Origin of the sequence: Paenarthrobacter ilicis (genome assembly GCF_016907545.1) — a bacterium.
GTDB lineage: Bacteria > Actinomycetota > Actinomycetes > Actinomycetales > Micrococcaceae > Arthrobacter > Arthrobacter ilicis.
Window position 1 is genome coordinate 2,312,377 of record NZ_JAFBCD010000001.1, and the last position, 21,671, is coordinate 2,334,047.

Below are 21,671 nucleotides of genomic sequence, written 5' to 3' on the forward strand. Positions count from 1 at the left end.
TTCAGCTGTTTGGCCTGGCTCTTGAGTACGGCAAAGGCCGGCCCACCCAGCGTAGCTGGGCGGGCCGGCCTTGGCGGGAGAAAGCTGCTGCTAGTGGGTGTCGACTGCCGAAATTTCGGACTTGTCTTCGCCCCAGAGGGTGTGGAACGTGCCCTCGGTGTCCACGCGGCCGTACGTGTGGGCGCCGAAGAGGTCGCGCTGGCCCTGGATCAGGGCAGCGGCAACACGCTTACGGCGCAGGCCGTCGTAGTAGGCCAGTGAAGAGGAGAACACGGGCACCGGGATGCCCAACTGCACAGCGGTGGCAACCACACGGCGCCATGCCGGCAGTGCCTCGGCAATGGCCTTGGTGAAGGCCGGTGCGAAGAGCAGGTTGGCCGGCTTCTCATCAGCGGCGTAGGCCTTCGTGATGTCCTTGAGCAGCTCGGCACGAATGATGCAGCCTGCGCGCCACAGGGAGGCGATCTCGTCCAGCTTCAGATCCCAGCCGTATTCCTTGGCCGAGGACGTCAGCATATCCAGGCCCTGGGCGTAGGAGACCAGCTTGGAGGCGTAAAGCGCCTGGCGTACGTCCTCCACGAAGGTCTCGGGAATTTCGACGTCGGCTTCCTCGCCGGCCAGCAGTTCCTGGCCCAGCTTGCGCTGCTCAGCCTGGGAAGACAGTGCGCGCGCAAACACGGACTCGGCAATGCCGGATACGGGCGAGCCAAGTTCCAGGGCCGAGATGACCGTCCAGCGGCCGGTACCCTTCTGGCCGGCAGCATCAACCACCACGTCCACGAACGGCTTGCCCGTTTTGGCATCCACGTGGCCGAGGACCTCGGCCGAGATTTCGATCAAGAAGGAAGAGAGGTCGCCTTTGTTCCATTCGGTGAAGATTTTGGCCTGCTCGGCAGGTTCGATCCCGGCACCGGAGCGGAGGAGATCGAAGGCTTCGCCGATAACCTGCATGTCAGCGTATTCAATGCCGTTGTGGACCATCTTCACGAAGTGGCCTGCACCGTCGGTGCCGATCCATGCGCAGCATGGCTCGCCGTCCACCTTGGCGGAGATCTTTTCCAGCAGCGGTCCCAGTGCGTCATAAGACTCACGTGATCCACCGGGCATGATGGACGGACCGTTCAACGCTCCTTCTTCGCCACCGGAGACGCCAACACCAACAAAGTGGAGGTCCTTCTTTGCCAGGGCGGCTTCGCGGCGTCGGGTGTCCTCGTAGTGCGAGTTGCCTGCGTCAATGATGATGTCGCCTGCTTCGAGCAGCGGCTCGAGCTGCTCAATGACGTTGTCAACGGGCGCGCCGGCCTTGACCATGATCAGGACACGGCGGGGCTTCTCGAGGGAGTCAACAAGTTCCTGCAGCGTTTCAGTGCGAATGAAATCACCTTCGGAGCCATGCTTTTCCAGCAACGCGTCGGTCTTTTCCACGGAGCGGTTGTGGAGAGCCACGGTGAAGCCGTTGCGGGCGAGGTTGCGGGCCAGGTTGGCACCCATCACCGCAAGGCCGGTGACACCGATGTGTGCTGACATCAAAACTCCAATTCGTTCGTGTTAATACAGATGCCTGTTTCCCGACGTGGGACGCAGGAAGCTTCATCAAATCCAGGGGCTGTAATAAACCATACGTATTATTCCAAGAAGCGGGAAAGGGACGCCCACTTTGTGGAACGTCTCCACGTCATAAACAGTCTATGGTGCCGACCTGACCCTGCGTCGTCGGTCCCTTCCGCGCCACTATGCTTACGTCTATGTCAACCAGCCTCCACCACCGAGCCATAGAGCATGTGGGCACCCGGATTGTAGGCGGCGCACTCCCCGCCGGACACGTCATGCTGGCCGAGCAGCTGGAAGACGAGCTCAACGTCTCGCGTTCAGTGGTCAGGGAAGCTGTGCGGGTCCTGCAGTCCCTGGGACTGGTGGAAACCATCAAGCGCGTCGGAATCCGTGTCCTTCCCGCCCACCGGTGGAACCCCTTCGATCCGTTGGTGATCCGCTGGCGGCTTGCGGGCGAAGGCCGCGGCGCCCAGTTGAGGTCCCTCGCTGAACTCCGCTCCGCCGTCGAGCCCGTTGCCGCCGAGTTGTCGGCGGGAAACGCCCCGGAGCAGTTGCGCCAGGAGCTGGTAGCCATCTCCGTGGCCATGAAGGAAGCAGGGGACGCCGGGGATATGGCGCGTTTCCTGGACCTTGACATCCGCTTCCACGCGCTGGTTCTATCCGGCTCCGGCAACGAGATGTTCGCCAACCTCATAGGCCAGGTCACCGAAACACTGACCGGGCGGACAGTCCACGGGCTGATGCCGGAGCACCCGCAAAAGCAGGCCCTGCAGTGGCACATGGACGTAGCCCAAGCCATCCAGGCCGGCAATGGCCAGCTTGCACGGGAGGCTGCCGCCAAGATCATGCGGCAAACCATCGCGGAGCTGGCGCCCAGCTGGGACAACCAGCCCCGCGTGTTTGTTCCCGTAGCCAAGAACCAGGATTAGGGCTGCGGCCGGAAGTTCAACAGCACTTTGCCGGACTCCGCGGAGTTCCTTGCCACCTCGAAAGCCTCCAATCCCTTTTCCAGGCTGTACTCGTGGGTCACCACAGGATCCACCTGCAGCGAACCGTCCGCCAGTGCTTCAATCACGTGATCGATCTCGTCATTGAACCGGAAAGAGCCCACCAGCTCGAGCTCCCGTGTGATCGCCAAGGAGATGAACACCGGTTGCGGCCCTGAGGGCAGCAGGCCCACCATCACCACTTTTCCTCCACGGGTTGCACCCTTGATGGCAGAAGCCAGCCCAAAGTGGCTGCCGGAGGATTCAATGACGACGTCGGCATCCACGGCTGCGATCTCATCGTCCTGATCGCCCTTGAGGACGTGGTCAGCACCAACAGCGCGCGCAATCTCCAGGGGCTTGTCATGCATGTCCACCGCTGTGATCCGGGAAGCCCCGGCCCTCTTCAGGACCGCGACAACCAGCGCGCCGATGGGGCCACTGCCAATTACCAGCGCCGTTTTGCCGGCCACGTCCCCGGCCCTTGCCACCGCATGCCAGGCCACACTGGCCGGCTCGATCAAAGCCGCCGTGCGAAGGTCCAAAGACGCAGGCAACGGGCGCAGCATCCGGGTTGGCAGCGTGGCGTACCGGCTGAATGCGCCATCGGTGTGGGGATAGCGCGCGGCACTGCCGAGGTAGGTGCAACCAGGCGACAGGTTGGGCCTGCCCTCCGGGTACCTGACGTTTCCCGCCGCGGGGGTCGCGGGGTGGACAGCCACGGGTGTTCCCACGGCAGGACCCGTTCCATCCGAAGCCTGCTGGATAACGGTGCCCACGATTTCGTGTCCCAGCACCATGGGTTCCTTGAGAATGGACTCCCCCGCAGCTCCGTGCAACCAGTAGTGAAGATCGGAACCGCAGATGCCACCGTAGGCAATCTCCACGATCGCTTCATCAGCCGCCGGCGTATTCAGGGGAATGTCCTCGATGCGCAGATCGCCCTTGCCATGGGCCACCACTGCGGGCCCGGAGCGGGGAAGAGTGATGCCCATCAGACCACCACCGTCATTCCGCCATCAACAAAGATGGTCTGGCCGTTGACGAAGTTGGAGGCCTGCGAAGCCAGCCACACGGTGGGCCCGGAAAGATCAGCCACCGTTCCCCACCTGTTGGCCGGAGTCCTGCCAAGGATCCATTCATTGAAATCCTGGTCATCCACCAGGTTCTGGGTCATTTCGGTGTGGATATAGCCCGGCGCAATACCGTTGATCTGCAGGCCGGAGGCGGCCCACTCGGCGGTCATGGCCCGGGTCAGGTTGCGCAGGCCGCCCTTGGCCGCGACGTAGGGTGCGATGGTTGGACGGGCAAGGTCCGTCTGGACCGAGCAGATGTTGATGATTTTGCCGTGGCCCCGGGGGATCATGTGTCGGGCGGCTTCCCGGCCCACCAGGAAGGCGCTGGTGAGGTCCGTGGTGATGACCCGGTCCCAGTCTTTGACATCGAGTTCCAGCATGGGAACGCGGTGCTGGATCCCCGCGTTGTTCACCAGAATGTCCAAGGGGCCTACGTTGCTTTCAATCCAAGCGACACCGTCCGCGGCTGCCTGCGCATCCGTGACGTCGAAGGCACGGCTGTGAATGCGGCCCTCGGGAAAATCGGCGGCCAGCGCACGCTGGGCGGCAGCGAGCCTTTCCTCGTTAATGCCGTTCAATACCACCGTCGCTCCGGCATCTGCCAGCCCGCGGGCCAACGCACTTCCTATCCCCCGGCTTGAACCGGTGACCAGCGCGATGCGCCCTGTCAGGTCGAAGAGTCCACTCATGTTCTGTGTTCTTTCCTTAAAGGTTGGTGCCGTTGGAGCCGGCGTCGGCCAGGCTCATGGTGGCAATGGTTTGGCGGACAACGGCGAGGTCCTGATCCCCGAGTCCCTGGCGTTTAAGCTCTGCATAGAGTTCAATGGCGGCGGTCGCCATCGGCACGGAGGTCCCAACGGCCCCGGCGCTTTGGACCACGAAAGAGAGGTCCTTGTGCATGAATTTCGCCGGCCCTGTGGGGGCGTAATCTTTTGCGGCCAGGCGTGGTCCTACGACGTCCAGGACCCTGCTTCCGGCGAGCCCTCCGGAGAGGACCTCGTAGAGGGCTTCAACGTCCATTCCCGAGCGTTCGGCAAGCTCTGCGGCCTCGGCGAGTGCCGCCGTCGTGGTCCCCACAATCAACTGGTTGCAGGCCTTCGCCAGCGAACCCGAACCCAATGGGCCCATCCGACGCACCGTTGTTCCCATGGCGGCGAACAGCGGCGCCAGCCTGTCGAAGTCATGCTGTGATGCGCCCGCCATGATGGCCAGCGTGCCATTCAGGGCGCCTACCGTACCGCCGCTGACGGGTGCATCCACCACTACGGCGTTTCCACCGCTGGCGCTGCTGACGGTTTCACCGAACGCACGGACGGCCTCCGGCGAGACACTGCTCATAACAACGACGGCGGTCCCCGGCTGCGGAGGCTTGGCGCGCCAGGCGTCAAGCAGCCCGCCGGCAGCGTCCTCGATGAAAGAGAGATCGGGCAGCATGAAGATGATGACCGGCTGATCGCGGAGTTCCGCAACCCCCGCTGCCCGCTGTATTCCGTCAAGGCGTTCAAAGACCGCGTCCGAGCGGTTCCATGCAGTAACGCCCCAACCGGCGCGGGCCAGGTTCGCAGCCATGGGGGCGCCCATCAGTCCCAGGCCTACAAAGCCGACAGTCCCTGTGGGGGTCATGAACCCGTCCTCACTTCTCTGTGGGTAGTTGCCGCGTGGTTTCTGCGGCGCGGTGCTTGCTTGCGGAGGTCAACCGGCGTCGATGTCACGCCCGGAAATCTGTTCAATATCCTAGCCGCTATTCAGTATGATGAACACTATGACGACTGATGAACTTACCATCGCCATCGCTGTACCACTCGAAGCTGAGCACGTAGAGCTGATCCGCGCTGTAGATCCCTCCATCACGGTTCTCTACGAACCAGACCTGCTTCCCCCGGAGCGCTTCCCCGCAGACCACGCGGGCGACCCCAACTTCAAGCGGACCCCTGAGCAGGAAGAACGCTACTGGGCAATACTCAACAAGGCGCAGATCCTTTACGGCCTGCCCAACGAGAGCCCTGCAGGGCTGGCGAAGATTGCCAAAAGCAACCCCCACCTGGAGTGGATCCACGCCATGGCAGCAGGCGCCGGTGGCGCAGTCAAGGCGTCAGGCCTGGACACGGAGACACTCCGGAAATTCCGGGTCACCACCTCCGCCGGGGTCCACGCACTTCCGCTCGCCGAATTCTCGGCCTTCGGAATATTGAACGGCTTCAAACGGAGCGCGGAAATGGCCCAGGACCAGGCAGCAAAGGTGTGGCCTGAACTTCGAACACCCACCAAGTTGGCCAACGGCTCCACAGTGGTCATTGCCGGTCTCGGTGAGATCGGCATGGAAACCGCCAGGATCGCCAAGGCGTTGGGCATGAAGGTGAGTGGCTCCAAGCGCAACGTTGAAGCCATTGAAGGCATCGACGAAGTGACGGACAATGCCGGACTGCCCGGACTGCTCGCGAAGGCGGATGCCGTAGTCAACACACTTCCCGGCACCCCCTACACCGAGAAGCTCTTCAACAAGGACCTTTTCTCCGCCATGAAGCCGGGCACGGTCTTTGTGAACGTCGGCAGGGGAACAGTGGTGGATGAGGAAGCACTGCTGGAAGCGCTGGACAACGGCCAGGTCTCCTACGCCTGCCTCGATGTTTTTGCCGTGGAGCCCCTTCCCCAGGACAGCCCGCTGTGGCGCCACCCCAAGGTCCTGGTATCCCCGCACACGTCCGCCCTCAGCTCCGCGGAAAACCGCCTGATTGCCGAGCGTTTCTGCAGCAACCTGCGCACCTTCCTTGCCGGCGGCGAACTGCCCCACGTAGTGGATCCGATCCACTTCTACTAGACGACATGAAAACAGCGCGGCACCCTCCGGGGTGCCGCGCTGTTGTTGTCTTGGCGGTACTGCTATTTTGCGTCCTCGGTGCTGACGAGGTCGCGGCCAACAGTTTCCGGCGTGAAGAACGTTGTCACGAAGGAGATCAGGGCCAGCACCAGGGAGTAGATGGCCAAAACCATCCAGGAGTGGTTGGTGGCAGCCAGCATCAAAGCGCCCAGCAACGGGGCCAGGCCACCGGCCAGCACTGCAGAGATTTCCCGGCTCATGGCCACCCCGGTGAAGCGGTACTGGGAGCCGAAGAGTTCGGGCAGCAACGGGCACTGGGGACCAAGCATCGACTGCACACCCAGAGCGATGCCCACCGTCATGACAACCCACACCAGAGTGACGTTGCCCAAGGTGACCAGGTAGAACGCGGGTACAGCGATGATTGCCTGGAACAATGCGCCGTAGCGGTACACCGGAACGCGTCCAAAGCGGTCAGACAACGCTCCGAACGTCACAACCATGACCGCTGCGAAGCCTGCAGCAATCAGAAGGCCCACGGGGCCGATCGAATTGTTCCCCGCGAACACGCCGGCGGGCATGCTCATGAAGGACACCAGCAACGCCGAGTAGATGGAGGAGTTGCCGTTTTCGCCCATCCGCAGGCCAATGCCGATCAGCACATTCTTGCGTGAGTGCTTCCACAACTCACCAATGGGGTTCTTGACCACGTTCTTGTGTTTTTCGAGCTCCTGGAACGCCGGCGTCTCTTTGAGCTTGAGGCGGATGAAGACCGCGATCACGATCAGGACGAAGCTGGCCAGGAACGGTACCCGCCACAACCACCCCTCCAGGACAGACTTGTCTGCCATGGTGATGAGGGCGAATGTTCCGGCGCCCAGCAATGTGCCCAGCTGGATGCCAACGAACGGAAGCGAAGCAAAGAAACCACGACGGCGGCGCGGTGCAACTTCCGAAATCAGCGTGGTGGCTCCGGCCTGTTCAGCACCGGCGCCGAGTCCCTGGACGATGCGCAGCGTCACCAGCAGGATGGCTCCGAGCATGCCGGCCTGCTCAAAGGTAGGCAGGAGGCCGATGGCGAAGCTAGCAGTTCCCATCAGGGCGATGGTCAGGATGAGGACCATCTTGCGCCCGAACCGGTCTCCGATATAGCCGAAGATCAGTCCGCCGAACGGCCGGGCCGCAAAGCCCACGCCGTAGGTAGCGAAAGATGCGATCAACGCGCCGTCCGGGCCCAAGGGGGAAAAGAACAGCGGCCCGAAAATCAGGGCCGAGGCCAGGCCGTAAATGTAGAAGTCGTAGTATTCCAGCGCCGAACCGACGGAGCTGGCAAGCGTCGCCCGCCTCAGCTGCTCCGGCTCAACTACGGCCTCGTCAGCCTCCGCTGAATTTGTCTTAGTACGAGTTGTCACGAGCACTCCCTCAAATCACTCCGGGCCCCCGTTGGCCCAGTGAGATAGTGAACGGCATCACCGCCAAGATCACTATGTTGAACAGAGTACAGCTGATTGAACGCAGTGCCAAGAATAAAATCGGATTTATAGAAAACGACTCCGCGGGCTGGTCAGCCCATGGGGTTGCCCAACGATCTCGCCAACTCTTTCAGCTCCTTGACCATCAGGGCTCCTTGCTCGTCCGAATACGTGGCCTTCAGGGCAGTTACGGACAGGCCCAGGCTGGGGCCATGGGCTCCATGGGTGGGTACTGGCACGGCGAGACACACCACACCCACGGTGGATTCTTCGTCTTCGAAGGCGAAACCCTGGCTGCGGATGGCCTCCAACTGCGCCTTCAGCTCCTCGGCGGTCCGCAGGGAGTTTGCCGTCATGACGGGAAGTGCCATGCCATCAGGGAACATGGCGTCAATATCGTGGTCATGAAGCTGGGCCAGCAGGGCCTTGCCGACGCTGCAGAGCGACACGGGCATCTTGTCGCCGATGTTGGACGTCAGCCGCACGGCAGGGTGACCTTCATAACGCGCAAGGTAGATCACGTGATCGCCATCCAGCATCGCGATCCTCACCGTTTCCCCGGAGAGAGTTGGAGCTTGCTCGCAGTACTTATAGAACTCCTGCACTTCATCCAAGCGGCTTAGATAGGCGGCGCCAAGCTCCACGAGCTTCCGGCCCAGGGCAAAATCCGCTCCTTGCCGGGTGATCAACCGCGATTCTTCCAGCGCCAGCAACAGGTTTGAGGTGGAGGACTTCGGGATGCCAAGCTCACGGGACAAATCACTGAGGGTCAACCGACCGGACGGCGAGTCCGCAAGGGCCTCCAGCACGGCGGCCGCGCGGGTGACAGCCGGGGCCGGCGACGAAGCGCCCAACCCCTCTGTGCGGGTGGTACGTGAATCCGCCATGATTCTCCTTCGTCAACGTCGCCCTACTGTTCATTCAGCTGGACAGTACCCATCATAGTGGCTTGCCGTGGGGTCGCGGTTGTCGTACTGCATTCAGTCAGCGCAATCCGGCGGAATCACTTTTCAAAGGGGAAGAGTTCACTGTATATTCATTCACGAGCTCTCCACCGCGGCATCCCCCAATAGCCGCGGTGGAGAGCTCATCCACTTAAGCGGCACTTCACGCGGCCAACGCCAGCTCAGCCCGCAGATGCCATTCCTGTCCGTCGCCGGAGCACACCACTTCCCAAGTCACTGGATCATGCTTTTCCCTCCCCCAGGGAATGACTTGGACCAGCCATACTTCGACGTCCACCCTGCCATGGCCGCGGGGCATGCGCTTGGAGGTCTCCCACCACGGGATCCTCTCAAACCAGCGCGTGGGCTCCACCACAATGTCCCAGTCATGCCCATTCCTGGTGATCGTTGATGGTGCCCCGAGTTCCGTTGTCCGGACTTCCACGTATTCCATGACCCGGACACTAGGGCAGGCCACCGACAATTTTGGGTAACCAACCCTTCGGTGGGCACATGCTGCCGCGGGCTTGTCGGGGAAATCAGCACACAAAAAAGTCCCGGTATTCTGACGAATACCGGGACTTTCCTTGTGGGTCCTACCGGGATCGAACCGATGACATCCACGGTGTAAACGTGGCGCTCTACCAGCTGAGCTAAAGACCCGTAATGCGGCTTCAGTGCCTTAGCGCTTCAACCAACGAACAATGACTCTACATCATGATCCGCTGGAAACACCAATCGGCAGTTACTGGACCGGAAGATCGGGAAAGACCTCCGAAAAATGCTCCAAGACTGCACTGACGCCGAGGTCCAATTTGACCGTGGCGAACTCATCGCCGCGGGTTGATCCACGGTTGATGATGACCACGGGCTTGCCTGCCTTGGCAGCGTGCCGGACAAAGCGCAGGCCGCTCTGCACCGTCAGTGATGAACCTGCTACCAGCAAAGCTTCGGCCGCGTCCACCATGGCATAGGATCTTTCGACGCGATCCTTGGGTACGTTCTCCCCGAAATACACGAAGTTCGGCTTCAAAATCCCGCCGCATACCGGGCAAACAGCCATCACGAACGAGGTAATCAGCTCCGGATCTTCCACAGTTGCATCAGCATCCGGCGCCATTTCCACCACACCGGTTTCAGTTGCAGCCTCCAGGAAACCTGGGTTGATTTCCTCAAGGATGCCGGCAATTAAAGACCTGGAGAAAACATGCCCATGGTCCAGGCAAATCACTTGGTCAAACCGGCCGTGGAGATCAACAACGTTGACGCTCCCCGCGTCCTCATGGAGGCGATCGACGTTCTGGGTGATCAAACCCGTCAGAAGGCCCCTGCTTTCCATCGCGGCGATGGCGCGGTGCCCCGTGTTGGGGTCGGCGTGCCTGATGTGAGACCAGCCAATGTGGTTGCGGGCCCAATAGCGACGCCGGTTCGCCTGGCTGCCGATGAACTCCTGGAAAGTCATCGGCTTCCTCGGTGCGGATCCGGGGCCACGGTAATCCGGGATTCCGGAATCGGTGCTGAGGCCCGCTCCGGTGAGTACAGCGAGGCGCTTGGAACTGAGGATCTCCGTCGCTTCCTGAACTGCCTCAACGTCAACGGACGCCAGCGGACTGCTTTCCGTGGGTTCCATGCTCGCGAAGCCGGTCATACCGATGCCTGGACCTGGGTTGCTCACGCTGACCGCCCGGAAAGTTCCTCCAGAGCCCGGCGGTAGCCGGAGAAGTCCCTGGCTTCACCCCTCGGGTTGACCACTACATAGCGGACGACGCCACTGGGATCGATGATGAAGGTTCCCCTCAATGCCATGCCGCTCCCGTCGTCGAAGACTCCGTAAGCACTGGCAGCCGCACCATGCGGCCAAAAGTCGGACAGGAGGTCGAACTCCAGTGCTTCTTGCTCAGCGTAAGCGCGCTGTGCAAACTTGCTGTCCACGGATACGCCCAGCACCACGGCATCGGATTCCTCAAAAACCGCCCGATTGTCCCGGATTTCGCTGAGCTCAGAGGTACAAATACCTGAAAAAGCGAAAGGGAAAAAGACCACAACGACGTTCCGGCCACGATAGCCGGACAACCGGACGGGCTCCCCGTATTGGTTGGGGAGCGTGAAGTCAGGCGCGGGATCACCCACGGCTGGAATGACTCGCTGCCGTGGCGCGGGTCGGGTTTGGGTCACTTGTTCTTCTTAGGCACCAACCGCGTTGCACTCCAGTCCTTGGAGACTCCAGCGGAGGTGGTCAGGTGCAGCCCGGATGTGGGGGCGGCGTCCTGGATATCAGCCGGCGAGACGTAGCTGTCACGGCCTGACTTGGGGGTCAGTACCCAGACAACTCCACCTTCTTTGAGCGTAGTGAGCGAATCCATGAGGGCATCTACGAGGTCGCCATCTCCATCGCGCCACCAAAAGACAACGGCATCCACGACGTCATGATCTTCTTCATCCAACAATTCAGAACCTGTGAGGTCCTCAATGTCGTCGCGCAAGTCGAAGTCAACGTCATCGTCGTAGCCGCGCTCCTGAATCAGATCCCCGTCTTTGAAACCCATTCGTTCCGCCACATTTACCGATGTGGCGGCGTCGGCCTCGCTCACGTTTCCTCCTTTTGAAGTGACTTCCATTACTAACAGCCAACACCCTTTGGGCTTGTGCTTCAAGCCATTGTCCCTGCCGCGGGCCACAATCCGCACCATCAGGCCCGTTTTGGGGCCAAGACTGCGACGTGGTTTCCATCACCACAGCAAAACCGATGTGACATACAACGCGTCCCAAGGCCCACGGCTACGCATCGCGGCGCAGTGAAAGCTAGAGTGGCCATGAGCGCTATGGCTGCAGGGCGATCGCCCCGAAGAATTCTACTGGGCAGCCGTACGCTCACAGACCTGCCCGGCGCATCGGACCGGGCTGTTGAAACGACATGTCGCACACGACGCGTTCACGACGGGCAGATACCCTGCCGGACCTGAGGCGCCGATGCATGCGCCTAAAGGAAGGTTGGACGTGGCTGTAGGAGAAGAGACCTCACACATCCTCAGCGGGTTGACTGCCCAGCTGCCTGATCGTGATCCGGAAGAGACTGCGGAGTGGATTGAGTCCCTTGATGCGTTGATCGCGGAGCAGGGTACTGAGCGTGCGCAGTTTATTATGCGGAGTTTGTTGCAGCGTGCTGGTGCCCGGAGTGTGGGCGTGCCGATGGTGACGACGACTGATTATGTGAACACGATCCCGGTGGATCAGGAAGCGCCGTTCCCGGGGAACGAGGAGTTCGAGCGCCGGTACCGGGCGTATATGCGGTGGAACGCTGCGGTGATGGTTCATCGTGCGCAGCGGGCTGATATTGGTGTGGGTGGGCATATTTCCACGTATGCCGGTGCTGCGACGTTGTATGAGGTGGGGTTCAATCACTTCTTCCGCGGCAAGGACCACCCTTCGGGCGGGGACCAGGTGTTTTTCCAGGGCCACGCGTCGCCGGGGATGTACGCGCGGGCGTTCATGGAAGGGCGCTTGACGGAAGAGGATTTGGACGGGTTCCGGCAGGAGAAGTCCAAGGAGGGCCATGCCCTGTCCTCGTACCCGCACCCGCGCCTGATGCCTGATTTCTGGGAGTTCCCGACCGTGTCGATGGGTATCGGCCCGATGAACGCGATCTACCAGGCCCAGTCCAACCGGTACCTGCAGAACCGTGGGATCAAAGACACCGCGGACCAGCAGGTCTGGGCGTTCCTGGGGGACGGGGAAATGGACGAGCCCGAGTCCCGTGGCCTGCTGCAACTGGCAGCGAACGAGAACCTGGACAACCTGAACTTCGTGATCAACTGCAACCTCCAGCGCCTGGACGGGCCGGTGCGCGGTAACGGCAAGATCATGCAGGAGCTCGAGGCGTTCTTCCGCGGCGCGGGCTGGAACGTGATCAAGGTCGTCTGGGGCCGGGAATGGGATTCCCTGCTGGAGAAAGACACCGACGGGGCGTTGGTGAAAATCATGAACGAAACCCCCGATGGTGACTACCAAACCTACAAAGCCGAGTCCGGCGGGTTCGTACGGGAACACTTCTTCGGGAAGAACCCGGCCACCAAAGACATGGTCGCGGACCTGGACGACGAACAGATCTGGGGCCTGAAACGAGGCGGCCACGATTACCGCAAGGTCTACGCCGCCTACAAAGCCGCCACGGAGTTCAAGGGCAAACCCACCGTGATCCTGGCCAAAACCGTCAAGGGCTACGGACTCGGACCCCACTTCGAGGGCCGCAACGCGACCCACCAAATGAAGAAGCTCACCATGGAAGACCTCAAAGCCTTCCGTGACCACCTCCGGATCCCCATCAGCGATGACCAACTCGACGCTGACCTCTACCGGCCCCCGTACTACCACCCCGGCATGGACGCCCCCGAAATCAAATACCTCATGGAACGCCGGGCAGAGCTCGGCGGGTTCGTCCCCGAACGCCGCCGCACCCACACCGAGGTCACCCTCCCCGAAGCGAAATCCTACGACGTAGCCAAACGCGGATCCGGTAAACAACAAGCCGCGACCACCATGGCCTTCGTGAGGCTGCTCAAGGACCTCATGCGGGATAAAAACTTCGGCGCACGCTTCGTGCCCGTCGTCCCGGACGAATCCCGGACCTTCGGGATGGACGCGTTCTTCCCGACCGCGAAAATCTACAACCCCAAAGGCCAGAACTACCTCTCCGTGGACCGCGACCTCGTCCTGGCCTACAAAGAATCACCCGCCGGACAACTGATCCACCCCGGCATCAACGAAGCCGGAGCCGTCGCAGCGTTCACCGCCGCCGGAACCTCCTACGCCACCCACGGCGAACCCCTGGTCCCGATCTACGTGTTCTACTCCATGTTCGGCTTCCAACGCACCGGCGATTCGTTCTGGGCAGCAGCAGACCAAATGACCCGCGGCTTCATCATCGGCGCCACCGCAGGACGAACCACCCTCACCGGCGAAGGACTCCAACACGCCGACGGACACTCACCCCTGCTCGCCTCCACCAACCCCGCCGTGAAAACCTACGACCCCGCCTACGGCTACGAAATCGGCCACATCATCCGCCACGGCCTCGAACAAATGTACGGCGACGCCTCAGACGATAAAAACGTCATGTACTACCTCACCGTCTACAACGAACCCATCACCCAACCCGCTGAACCCGAAAACCTCGACATCAACGGACTCCTCAAAGGCATCTACCGCCTCGCAGAAGCCCCCACCGGCGAGAGCAACGGGAACAACGGGAACCGGCCCACCGCGAACATCCTCGCCTCCGGCGTCTCCGTCCCCTGGGCCCTCGAAGCCGCCCGCATCCTCAACGAAGACTGGGGAGTCGCCGCGGACGTCTGGTCAGTGACCTCCTGGAACGAACTCCGACGCGACGGACTCGCCGCCGAAGAACACACCTTCCTCAACCCCGGCCAACCCACCCAAACACCCTTCATCACACAACAACTCGCCAACACCACCGGACCCGTCATCGCCGTGTCCGACTACATGAAAGCCGTCCCCGACCAAATCCGCCAATTCATCCCCAACGACTTCGCCTCCCTCGGAGCAGACGGCTTCGGCTTCTCCGACACCCGCCAAGCCGCACGCCGCTACTTCAAAAACGACACCCACTCCATCGTCACCAAAACCCTGCAACTCCTTGAAGCCAAGGGAGAAGTTGCAGCCGGGTCGCTGGAAAAGGCAATCGAGAAGTACCAGCTTTTGGACGTGAACGCCGGCACCACCGGCGGCGCCGGCGGAGACGCCTGATGAATTGAGGCCCTGGGCCTGAATTCCCGTAGTGCCAGAAGTACCGCGACGGCGGCTTCCACCGTAAGGTGGGGGCCGCCGTCGTACTTTTAATCTCCGGACGCTCCTGTTGGGCCCGCGGGAGCGGGGCCAGGACGGAGGTGACATGCAACAACGCAAGTTGTAGCCTTCTCACAAATGGAGCTTGCCCGGAATGGGCCGTATGCTCATTCCATGGCCGAGCCCACCACATCAACTTCCAAGCGCAAGGCAGCATCAGCGGCACTGTCGCCGGAAAAGGCCGAAACCCTGCGGCAGTTGCGCGCCAACGTTGGCCAACTGTCCACCAGCACCATGCGGAAACTGGAGAAGTCACTCCCCTGGTACAGCCGCTTGAGTTCCGATGAACGCTCGGCACTGGGGCTGGTGGCCCAAAACGGCATCGCAGCTTTTGTGACCTGGTACGAGCGCCCCAGCTCGCCGTCATGGATCCTCACCGACGTCTTCGGCAACGCACCCACAGAACTCACGCGGTCCATCAGCCTGCAAAAGGCCCTCCAACTCATCCGGATCGTTGTTGAAGTGGTGGAGGACCAGGTTCCCGTCATCGCGCCGGAAGCGGATCAGCCCTCGCTCAGGGAAGCCGTCCTCAGGTATTCCCGCGAAGTGGCTTTTGCCGCAGCTGACGTGTACGCACGCGCTGCAGAATCACGCGGTTCGTGGGACACCCGGCTGGAAGCCCTCATAGTGGACGCAATACTCCGCGGAGAAAATACCGATGCTCTGAGGTCCCGGATCGCCGCACTGGGATGGAAAGCACAGGAGCGGTTCACCGTCATGGTGGGCAATTCGCCGTCCGAACCCAGCGCCAGCTATGTCAGCGAACTTCGCAGGACAGCCGGCCGCTTTGCAGAAGACGCTTTGGTAGGCATCCAAGGCGATCGGCTCATTCTGATCCTGGGAGGACTCCAGGACCGGGACACCGCATACGTCAAGCTCAGTGAACTTTTTGCCCCGGGAGCGGTTGTTTACGGGCCGGAGGCGGGTTCCCTGGTGGAGGCCAGCAGTTCCGCGCAGGCAGCGTTTGCGGGACTCACCGCGGCCCGCGCATGGCCGTCCGCCCCCCGCCCTGTAGCTGCCGACGACCTTCTGCCGGAGCGCGTGGTCTCCGGTGACGACGCCGCCCGCAGATCCCTGATCAAAAACATCTACAGGCCCTTGCTGGCTGCCTCCAACGGCTTGGTGGAGACCCTGGGGACATACCTCGAGCTGGGCCACTCCCTGGAAGCCACGGCACGTGAACTGTTCGTCCATGCCAATACAGTGCGCTACCGTCTAAAGCGCGTCTGTGACGTCACAGGATGGGATCCACTGCTGCCGCGGGAGGCATTCGTGCTGCAAACCGCGTTGGTGGTGGGCCGCCTTTCAGCCCAGCCGAAAGCCGCTCCAGAGCGTCATTCGTCCCGTTCGCAGAACTGAACCGTTGTAGACTTCCTACAAACCGACCCAGTGAGCTTGGTGTACCGAAACACCAGTGGATCACGCGGCAATTTGGAAAGCTGGATACGTGCTTGCAATCGTCTGCCCTGGACAGGGCTCCCAGACCCCCGGTTTTTTGGCTCCCTGGCTGGAACTCCCCTCCGTAGAAGGTCATCTGGCCTCCCTGAGCGAGATCGCGGGCCTGGACCTCAAGGCCCATGGCACCACCTCTGATGAAGAAACCATCAAGGACACTGCTGTTGCCCAGCCTTTGATCGTGGCAGCCGGCTTGGTGGCCGCCAAGTCCTTGTTCGATGTTGAGCTCAGCACCCTCCCGGTTCTCCTTGCCGGGCACTCTGTCGGCGAGATCACCGCCTCTGCCCTGGCCGGAGTCCTGAGCGAAGCGGACGCCATGTCCTTCGTCCGCGAACGCGCCAACAGCATGGCGGCCGCAGCCGCCGTCACACCCACCGGCATGAGCGCTGTTGTGGGTGGAGACCCTGCAGAGGTTCTCTCGGCGATTGAAGCCGCCGGCGCAACTCCCGCCAACGTCAACGGTGCCGGACAGACCGTCGCCGCAGGAACCTTTGAGCAACTCAAGGCACTGGCGGATAACCCGCCGGCAAAAGCCCGGGTTATCCCCCTGAAGGTAGCCGGTGCCTTCCACACGTTGCACATGGCGCCCGCAGTCAGCGCGCTGGAGGCCCTGAAGCCTTCCTTGTCGCCGCATAATCCTTCCGTTCCGTTGTTGTCCAACCACGACGGCAAGGAGGTCACGGCGGGAACTGCCGCCGTCGACAGCCTCATTGCCCAGGTGTCACGTCCGGTCCGCTGGGACCTGTGCATGGAAACCATGGTCAACCGCGGTGTCACGGGTGTCATCGAACTGGCTCCTGCCGGAACGTTGGCCGGTCTTGCCAAGCGCGGCATGCCGGGCGTCAAGACCGTTGCTGTGAAGACCCCGGATGACTTGTCCGCGGCTCTGGCGCTGTTTGCTGAATTGGAAGGACAGGCATGAGCACTCCGGTACTCAAAAAGGCTGCGGTCAACGAGAACGCAAGGATTCTTGGCATCGGCGCCTACCGCCCCGACGTCATCGTCACCAACGAGGACGTCTGCCAATGGATCGACTCCTCCGACGAGTGGATCCGCCAGCGCACAGGCATCATCACACGCCATCGCGCCGCTGCCGATGTCAGCGTCATTGACATGGCTGAGGGCGCAGCCCGCGAAGCCCTGCAGCAGGCCGGTATCGAGGCATCCCAGCTGGGTGCCGTGATCGTGTCCACCGTGACTCATCCTTACGCCACTCCGTCGGCTGCTGCGGCCCTCACCGACCGTTTGGGAGCGACGCCGGCACCCGCCTTCGACATCTCGGCAGCCTGTGCCGGGTACTGCTACGGCGTCGCGCAAGCTGACGCCCTGGTCCGGTCAGGAGCGGCGGAGTACGTTTTGGTGGTCGGCGCCGAGAAGCTCTCCGACGTGATCGACAATCACGAGCGGACCATCTCGTTCCTGCTCGGAGACGGTGCTGGCGCCGTTGTGGTCGGCCCGTCCGACACGCCCGGCATTGGACCTTCCGTGTGGGGCTCGGACGGAAGCAAGTGGGATGCCATCGGCATGACCCACTCCCTGGAAGACGTCAAGAAGCTCGGCGAATCGGCCCGGCACTCCGATGAAATCGATGACCCTGCGATCCTTTCCGCCACCCAGGACGTCTGGCCCACCCTCCGTCAGGACGGCCAGACGGTGTTCCGCTGGGCGGTGTGGGAAATGGCAAAGGTTGCCCAGCAAGCGCTGGACGCAGCCGGCATCGAGGCCACCGACCTTGCTGCTTTCGTCCCGCACCAGGCGAACATGCGCATCATCGATGAAATGGTCAAGAAACTGAAGCTTCCCGAGTCCGTAGTGATCGGCAGGGACATTGCCCAGGCCGGAAACACGTCCGCCGCGTCCATCCCGTTGGCAACCCACCGCCTGCTCAAGGAGAATCCTGAGTTGAGCGGTGGCCTTGCCCTGCAGATCGGTTTCGGCGCAGGACTGGTCTTCGGCGCCCAAGTGGTTGTCCTGCCATAGGCCCGGACAACGCCCCCAACTTAATACGGCTTACAAACCCAAACCGTAACCACGGTTTGCCCCCTTTCCGGCAGTAGCCGGTACAACAAGAAAAGGAGCCAATCATGGCTAGCAACGAAGAAATCCTGGCCGGCCTGGCTGAAATCGTCAACGAAGAAACCGGCCTCGCCCCCGAAGCAGTCGAGCTCGACAAGTCCTTCACCGAAGACCTCGACATCGACTCCATCTCCATGATGACGATCGTCGTCAACGCTGAAGAGAAGTTCGGCGTACGCATTCCCGACGAAGAGGTCAAGAACCTCAAGACCGTCGGCGACGCCGTCAACTTCATCGCCAACGCACAGGCCTAGTCCTGTTTCCAGCTGCGCCGGGCCGGGACCAGCCAGTTCCCCGTGCCCGGCACAGCCGCACCAGCCCAAAGATTTTTTGCCTCCCCTGTGGTCTTCACAGCCGGGACGGCTGACCCTACAGAGAGTGATCGCATGGCACGCAAAGTAGTCATAACCGGTCTGGGGGCCACCACTCCCATCGGCGGCGACGTACCCACAATGTGGCAGAACGCGCTGAAAGGGGTCTCCGGTGCCCACACGCTCGGTGATGACTGGGTGGCCAAGTATGACCTCCCCGTCCACTTTGCAGCCCGGTGCACGACGCCGGCCCTGGATGTCCTGAGCCGCGTTGAAGCCAAGCGGATGGACCCGTCAACCCAGTTCGGCGTCATCGCCGCCCGGGAAGCCTGGGCCGATTCCGGCATCGAAGAAATCGACCACGACCGTCTGGCAGTCGCATTCGCCACAGGCATCGGCGGCGTGTGGACGCTTCTGGACGCCTGGGACACTCTTCGCGACAAGGGCCCCCGCCGTGTGCTGCCGATGACCGTTCCCATGCTGATGCCCAACGGCGTCGCCGCGGCCGTGAGCCTGGACCTCGGCGCCCGCGCCGGCGCGCACACCCCTGTCTCTGCCTGCGCTTCCGGAACCGAGGCACTGCACCTTGGGCTGGACCTGATCCGCTCCGGCAAAGCCGACGTGGTCATGTGCGGCGGCGCCGAAGCTGCCATCCACCCGATGCCGATGGCCGCCTTCTCCTCCATGCAGGCGCTGTCCCGCCGAAACGATGCTCCCGAGCGCGCATCGCGACCCTACGACACCGACCGCGACGGCTTCGTCATGGGTGAAGGTGCCGGCGCTTTGGTTCTGGAAGCCGAAGAGCACGCCCTCGCCCGCGGTGCCCGCATCTACGCCGAGCTTGCCGGAACGTCCGTGACCGCGGATGCTTACCACATCACGGCCCCGGATCCCCAAGGACTGGGTGCCACCCGCGCACTCAAGGCCGCTATGTTCGACGGCCGTATCCAGGCGGAAGACGTGGTGCACGTCAACGCGCACGCCACCTCCACTCCCGTGGGCGACAAGCCCGAGTACACGGCCCTGAGGGCCGCCCTGGGCACCCACGTGGACAACGTGGCGGTCTCCGCTACGAAGTCCCAGATGGGCCACCTCCTGGGTGCTTCGGGCGCCGTGGAAGCCGTCCTGACCGTCCTGGCCGTCCATGAGCGCAAGGCGCCCGTGACCATCAACCTCGAGAACCAGGATCCCGAGATCCCCCTCGACGTTGTGACGACTGCCCGCGACCTTCCCTCAGGGGACATCGTGGCCCTCAGCAACTCCTTCGGGTTTGGCGGCCACAACGCCGTTATCGCTGTGCGTAACGTCTGACAATTACCCGCCGCCGCATTCCGGTGAAGCAAACAGGAGAGGGCCCCACCTGATGGTGGGGCCCTCTCCTGTTGCTATGGGGATTGTGGGTTTTTCGGGTTCCTATCCGACCTGATGCAGCCAGCGGACCGGAGCACCCTCGGCTGCGTGGCGGAACGGCTCCAGTTCTTCATCCCAGGCCTCACCGAGCGCCAGCGACAGTTCGTGGTAAACAGCGGAGGCGTCACCCGCCCCTGATTCGTAGGCATAGCGGATGCGGTCCTCGGTGACCATGATATTGCCGTGGACGTCGGTCACCGCATGGAAAATTCCGAGCTCGGGCGTATGGGACCAACGGGCCCCGTCGACGCCCTGGCTTGGTTCCTCCGTGACCTCATAGCGCAGATGTGCCCATCCTCGCAGCGCGGATGCCAGCAGGGCACCTGTGCCGGGCGCGCCGGTCCAGGACAGCTCGGCCCTGAACATTCCGGGCGCAGCCGGCTGAGGGGTCCACTCAAGATCGGTTCTCTTGTCGACAACCGATCCAATGGCCCACTCAACGTGCGGGCACAGTGCTGTAGGGGCTGAGTGCACGAACAAGACACCGCGGGTTGTTGCAACAGACATTCCATCCTCCATAGCTGTAGGTACGTCTTCCCCAACGACCTCTGCCGGAATGGCTGCCTTGTGCTGCCGGATGCCCTGCGCTCTGCGGGCCCTCTGTTTTCAGTTATTTATAATGCTACTGACGATCTTGGCATAGAAATATCCTTCAAGGACGTAGTGAAGGTCTCCCATGGTGCTCTCATTTTGCCGTACCACACCGGTTTCCGCCAGTGCAGTGACGGCAACATGCGCAGCCGGGACCAGTTCAGGCCCTGGGATGGGCCTGCTGGTAGCTCTGCCGCAACCTGTCCACGGACACGTGGGTGTAGATCTGGGTGGTGGCCAAGCTGCTGTGCCCAAGAATTTCCTGGACAGCGCGCAGGTCGGCTCCCCCATCCAGCAAATGGGTGGCCGCACTGTGCCGAAGGGCGTGCGGCCCAGTAGCTGAGGTGTCGCCTAGGGACCGCAGTAAATTATTAACCACTTCCCTGATCTGCCTGGGGTCTATGCGGTTTCCGCGGGCACCCAGAAACAACGCCGGGCCGCTGTGGCCCGTTGCCACCACCGGACGGCCCCGCCGGATCCAGTCGTCCACGGCCACTGCTGCCGGAACACCATAGGGAACGGTTCGTTCCTTGTTGCCTTTGCCCAGGACCCGCAGGGTACGACGGTCCTGATCGAGGTCGTCCACGTCCAAACCAGCCAGCTCCCCCACCCGGACACCCGTTGCGTACAGAAGTTCCACGATGGCCTTGTTGCGCACGGCCATGGGCGCGCCGTCAGCAGCCGCCACGGCGAGATCATCCACGATACGGCCCACTTGCTGCTGGTGAAGGACACCGGGAAGTGACTTTTCCCGTTTGGGTGCACGAAGCCGGACCGCGGGATCAACGTCAATCAGTTCCTCCCGAAGTGCCCAAGCGAGGAAAGACCTGGCGGTTGCTGCACGTCTGGCCAGTGTTGACCGGGCCATGCCCGATTCGCTTTGGGCACCCAGCCAGCGCCGGAGGCACCCAAGATCCAGGTCTTTCAGATCACTGATGCCCTCCAGTGCAGCGAACCCAAGCAGGCTCTCCACATCCGCGACATACGCGCGGATAGTGTGATCGGAGCGCGCCCGCTCACCATCAAGGTAACGCCGGAAGTCACCGACCGTCTTCTGCAGGGCTACCGGCAGGTCCTGTTTGTCCACCCTTACTACTTTGCCAGCCTCGTTGCCCAACT

Annotated in this window: 20 protein-coding genes and 1 tRNA gene; 8 read left to right on the forward strand and 13 right to left on the reverse strand. The window is 62.1% G+C overall.

Translation table 11 applies throughout. The features are described from left to right. Positions 1–90: 90 nt before the first annotated feature. The gene (gene gndA, locus JOE60_RS10555; protein WP_167265792.1) at positions 91–1,527 is read right to left on the reverse strand and encodes an NADP-dependent phosphogluconate dehydrogenase; all 1,437 of its coding nucleotides are present in this window, start codon (positions 1,525–1,527) and stop codon (positions 91–93) included. 218 nt (positions 1,528–1,745) lie between these two features. Here gndA and JOE60_RS10560 point away from each other — a divergent pair, with 218 nt between their 5' ends. After that, positions 1,746–2,480, forward strand: coding sequence for a FadR/GntR family transcriptional regulator (locus tag JOE60_RS10560; protein ID WP_167265790.1), 735 nt, complete (start codon positions 1,746–1,748; stop codon positions 2,478–2,480). Here the strand turns inward: JOE60_RS10560 and JOE60_RS10565 are convergent. Genes JOE60_RS10565 through JOE60_RS10575 form a run of 3 tightly spaced genes read right to left on the reverse strand, consistent with a single transcriptional unit; the run spans position 2,477 to position 5,236 of the window. Next, positions 2,477–3,532: an L-idonate 5-dehydrogenase gene (locus tag JOE60_RS10565; protein WP_167265788.1), complete on the reverse strand. Its 1,056-nt coding sequence runs from the start codon at positions 3,530–3,532 to the stop codon at positions 2,477–2,479. The genes JOE60_RS10560 and JOE60_RS10565 overlap by 4 nt on opposite strands. Beyond that, positions 3,532–4,302 carry an SDR family oxidoreductase gene (locus JOE60_RS10570; protein WP_167265786.1) on the reverse strand — a complete coding sequence of 257 codons (771 nt, stop codon included), beginning with the start codon at positions 4,300–4,302 and terminating at the stop codon, positions 3,532–3,534. The genes JOE60_RS10565 and JOE60_RS10570 overlap by 1 nt, the downstream gene beginning before the upstream one ends. Before the next feature lie 16 nt (positions 4,303–4,318). Then, positions 4,319–5,236, reverse strand: coding sequence for an NAD(P)-dependent oxidoreductase (locus JOE60_RS10575; RefSeq protein WP_167265784.1), 918 nt, complete (start codon positions 5,234–5,236; stop codon positions 4,319–4,321). Between the two features lie 127 nt (positions 5,237–5,363). Between JOE60_RS10575 and JOE60_RS10580 the strand changes: the two genes are divergently transcribed. Next, positions 5,364–6,431, forward strand: a complete 1,068-nt coding sequence (locus JOE60_RS10580) for a D-2-hydroxyacid dehydrogenase (protein WP_167265782.1) — start codon at positions 5,364–5,366, stop codon at positions 6,429–6,431. Positions 6,432–6,493: 62 nt separating this feature from the next. Here JOE60_RS10580 and JOE60_RS10585 read toward each other — a convergent pair whose 3' ends face one another. The 7 genes from JOE60_RS10585 to JOE60_RS10615 form a co-directional block, all read right to left on the reverse strand. Further along, positions 6,494–7,843 (reverse strand): MFS transporter, encoded by a 1,350-nt coding sequence (locus tag JOE60_RS10585; protein WP_167265780.1) that lies wholly within the window; start codon positions 7,841–7,843, stop codon positions 6,494–6,496. A gap of 152 nt (positions 7,844–7,995) precedes the next feature. Next, positions 7,996–8,790, reverse strand: a complete 795-nt coding sequence (locus JOE60_RS10590) for an IclR family transcriptional regulator (protein ID WP_167265778.1) — start codon at positions 8,788–8,790, stop codon at positions 7,996–7,998. A gap of 220 nt (positions 8,791–9,010) precedes the next feature. Then, positions 9,011–9,301: a hypothetical protein gene (locus JOE60_RS10595; RefSeq protein ID WP_167265776.1), complete on the reverse strand. Its 291-nt coding sequence runs from the start codon at positions 9,299–9,301 to the stop codon at positions 9,011–9,013. Between the two features lie 136 nt (positions 9,302–9,437). Further along, positions 9,438–9,510: transfer RNA gene (locus JOE60_RS10600), tRNA-Val, on the reverse strand. An 82-nt stretch (positions 9,511–9,592) separates the two neighbouring features. Continuing rightward, on the reverse strand, positions 9,593–10,495 hold the full coding sequence (locus tag JOE60_RS10605) for an NAD-dependent protein deacetylase (RefSeq protein WP_204815001.1): 903 nt from the start codon (positions 10,493–10,495) through the stop codon (positions 9,593–9,595). A 23-nt stretch (positions 10,496–10,518) separates the two neighbouring features. After that, complete coding sequence (locus tag JOE60_RS10610) at positions 10,519–11,022, reverse strand: peroxiredoxin (RefSeq protein ID WP_167265772.1); 504 nt, start codon at positions 11,020–11,022, stop codon at positions 10,519–10,521. Further along, on the reverse strand, positions 11,019–11,438 hold the full coding sequence (locus JOE60_RS10615) for a DUF3052 domain-containing protein (protein WP_167265770.1): 420 nt from the start codon (positions 11,436–11,438) through the stop codon (positions 11,019–11,021). The genes JOE60_RS10610 and JOE60_RS10615 overlap by 4 nt, the downstream gene beginning before the upstream one ends. Positions 11,439–11,817: 379 nt before the next feature. Between JOE60_RS10615 and aceE the strand changes: the two genes are divergently transcribed. The 6 genes from aceE (at position 11,818) to JOE60_RS10645 (ending at position 19,862) form a co-directional block, all read left to right on the forward strand. Next, positions 11,818–14,610 carry a pyruvate dehydrogenase (acetyl-transferring), homodimeric type gene (gene aceE / locus JOE60_RS10620; RefSeq protein ID WP_204814910.1) on the forward strand — a complete coding sequence of 931 codons (2,793 nt, stop codon included), beginning with the start codon at positions 11,818–11,820 and terminating at the stop codon, positions 14,608–14,610. Between the two features lie 213 nt (positions 14,611–14,823). After that, positions 14,824–16,068, forward strand: coding sequence for a PucR family transcriptional regulator (locus tag JOE60_RS10625; RefSeq protein ID WP_167262720.1), 1,245 nt, complete (start codon positions 14,824–14,826; stop codon positions 16,066–16,068). An 88-nt stretch (positions 16,069–16,156) separates the two neighbouring features. Next, complete coding sequence (locus JOE60_RS10630; protein ID WP_204814911.1) at positions 16,157–17,086, forward strand: acyltransferase domain-containing protein; 930 nt, start codon at positions 16,157–16,159, stop codon at positions 17,084–17,086. After that, positions 17,083–18,144, forward strand: a complete 1,062-nt coding sequence (locus JOE60_RS10635) for a beta-ketoacyl-ACP synthase III (protein ID WP_167262724.1) — start codon at positions 17,083–17,085, stop codon at positions 18,142–18,144. The genes JOE60_RS10630 and JOE60_RS10635 overlap by 4 nt, the downstream gene beginning before the upstream one ends. A gap of 104 nt (positions 18,145–18,248) precedes the next feature. Then, positions 18,249–18,494 (forward strand): acyl carrier protein, encoded by a 246-nt coding sequence (locus JOE60_RS10640; protein ID WP_167262726.1) that lies wholly within the window; start codon positions 18,249–18,251, stop codon positions 18,492–18,494. Positions 18,495–18,626: 132 nt separating this feature from the next. Next, positions 18,627–19,862 (forward strand): beta-ketoacyl-[acyl-carrier-protein] synthase family protein, encoded by a 1,236-nt coding sequence (locus tag JOE60_RS10645; protein ID WP_167262728.1) that lies wholly within the window; start codon positions 18,627–18,629, stop codon positions 19,860–19,862. A gap of 102 nt (positions 19,863–19,964) precedes the next feature. Here the strand turns inward: JOE60_RS10645 and JOE60_RS10650 are convergent, their stop codons facing one another. Then, the gene (locus JOE60_RS10650) at positions 19,965–20,468 is read right to left on the reverse strand and encodes a DUF3145 domain-containing protein (protein WP_167262730.1); all 504 of its coding nucleotides are present in this window, start codon (positions 20,466–20,468) and stop codon (positions 19,965–19,967) included. A gap of 244 nt (positions 20,469–20,712) precedes the next feature. After that, positions 20,713–21,639: a tyrosine recombinase gene (locus JOE60_RS10655; RefSeq protein ID WP_167262732.1), complete on the reverse strand. Its 927-nt coding sequence runs from the start codon at positions 21,637–21,639 to the stop codon at positions 20,713–20,715. Positions 21,640–21,671 lie beyond the last annotated feature (32 nt).